At 71.4% G+C, this 2,220-nt stretch carries 2 protein-coding genes; both read right to left on the bottom strand.

Features of this window, described 5'->3' with window-relative positions; genetic code table 11:
* A partial coding sequence (locus ACFV6I_RS39235) for a transposase (protein ID WP_380431046.1) occupies positions 1–628 on the bottom strand: 628 nt, incomplete at its 3' end.
* Between the two features lie 103 nt (positions 629–731).
* Complete coding sequence (locus ACFV6I_RS39230) at positions 732–2,204, bottom strand: glycosyltransferase family 87 protein (protein WP_380431043.1); 1,473 nt, start codon at positions 2,202–2,204, stop codon at positions 732–734.
* Positions 2,205–2,220 lie beyond the last annotated feature (16 nt).

The raw sequence follows: 2,220 nt of genomic DNA, 5'->3' as shown, positions 1-2,220 counted from the left end.
CCACGAGGTCGGCGCGGGCCTGGGCGTCGTTCCAGGCGATGCGGGGCTTGCCCGGGTCGGCGTAGTCGTGTGCGGTGCAGTGGCGGGTGGCGACCTCGTCGGCGCCGGGGACCTCGCGGATCACCGCCCGCACGGCGGCGATCAGCTGGGTCACGGTGTCCTGGGTGGCGACCGCGTCGTCCAGCACGGTGGAATCCAGCGCCCGGCGGTGCTTGCCCTTGAGGACCCCGGTCGCCTTCACCACCTCCCGCACGGCCTCGAACACGCGGTTCGGTCGGGCGGAGCGGGCCAGGCGGCGGCGGAAGTAGGCCAGGAGTGAGGAATCGAACGCGGTGTCGTGCAGGCCGAGTCCGCACGCTGCCTTCCACCGCAGGTCGCAGCGCAGTTCCTGGACCGTCTCGAAGTCCGAGAGCCCGTGCAGGGCCTGAAGAGTGATCGCGGCTGCCAGGATCTGGGGCGGCATGCTCGGGCGGCCGTTCGCCGACGGGTACATGTCCGTGAACATCACCGCAGGAAACAGCCGGCCGCGATGCTCGGCCAGGAACGCGAACACACTCCCTGCCGGAATCAGGTCCCGGCAGGTCTCCCAGACATCCGGCCCGACAGTCTCTCCGGACCATTCCCCCATCGCCACAACACGAGTCTGGCCCCGCCGCTCACGCGGCGGGGCCAGAACCCAACATCTTCATCAGTCTTCTAGGCCCTGTCCGGCCCTAGAACGACTGAAGCGCCTACGCCTTCTCGGCCGGCTCCGGCAGTTCCGGCTCGTCCAGCCACTGCTCGGAGCCGGCCGGCGCGTATCCGGCGTAGCTCTCCTCCTCGCGCAGCGTCCGGGCGGTGCCGAGCACGAACACGTCCGGGGCCCGGTCGAGCACCCCGCCGGACGGGTCGTCGCTGCCGTCCCAGCGCACCGGGTCGCGGTCCGGCTGCAGGGCGTCGCGGACCACCATGACCACCAGGTAGAGCGTGCCCAGCAGGTGCAGCACGACCGCGAAGTGGTACCAGGCCTCGCCGATCCCGTGCTGCTTGGGCCCGGTGACGAAGCCCAGGTGGGACCAGATGCCCAGGGTGTACAGCACCTCGCAGGCCTGCCAGATCAGGAAGTCCCGCCAGCGCGGCCGGGCCAGCACCGCGAGCGGCAGCAGCCAGAGCGCGTACTGCGGCGAGTACACCTTGTTGACCAGCACGAACAGGGCGACCACCAGGAAGGCCAGCTGCGCGAAGCGCGGGCGGCGGGGCGCCGTGAAGCCGAGCCACGCTATGGCCAGGCAGCCGAGGACCATCAGCACGCCGATGTAGAGGTCGAGGTCGGCCAGCCCCGTGCCCCGGCTCTGCATCAGGATCAGCCAGAACGAGCCGTAGTCCTCGGCGCGGTGCTTGCTGAACACGTAGAAGGTCGACCAGCCCTGCCAGTTGGCCGCCATGATCGGCAGGTTGACCAGCAGCCAGGAGCCGGCCGCGCCGGCCAGCATCACCCGGAACTCGCGCCATTTCCCGGCCCGCCAGCAGAGCACCAGCAGGGGGCCGATCAGCAGCACCGGGTAGAGCTTGGCCGCGGTGGCCAGGCCGATGAAGACACCCGCCCAGCCGGGCCGGGAGCCGGACCACCAGGCCATCGCCACGGCGGCCAGCGCGACCGCGAGGAGGTCCCAGTTGACCGTGCCGTTCAGCAGCAGGACGGGCGCGAGCGCGAACAGCAGGGCGTCCCAGGGGCGGCGGCGGTGGGTGCGCGAGAGCGCCACCACGGCGACCACCGCGCAGGCCATCAGCAGCCCCGCGTTGATCGCCCAGAACCACCGCTCCTGGTCCTGCGAGGTGCCGGCGCCGGGCGTCAGCCAGGCCGCGACCTGCATGAACAGGCCGGTCAGCACCGGGTATTCGAGGTACTGCAGATCCCCCGAGGTGCCCGGGATGCGGTCCACGTACGGGTGCAGCCCGGCCGAGAAGCCGCGGCCGGAGAACAGGTGCGGGATGTCGCTGTAGCAGGCGTGGATGTACTGCGGCGAACCCGGCTGGAACCAGGCCTGGTTGTAGCAGGGTGCCTTCTGCACCATGCCGAGCACCGAGATCACGATCACCGCCAGCGCCAGGAAGCGCGCCGGGATCCACCAGGAGACGCCCAGCAGCGCCCGGCGGCCCGGCGGGCCGCCGATCACCTCGCTGCCGGCCGCCGCCACCGGGTCCTCGTCGGCCGGGACGACCACGGTGTTGACCGGCGGC

Origin of the sequence: Kitasatospora sp. NPDC059803, from assembly GCF_042732255.1 — a bacterium.
GTDB lineage: Bacteria > Actinomycetota > Actinomycetes > Streptomycetales > Streptomycetaceae > Kitasatospora.
Note: the sequence above shows the minus strand (reverse complement) of the source record. Positions and strands in the feature narration are given on the sequence as shown.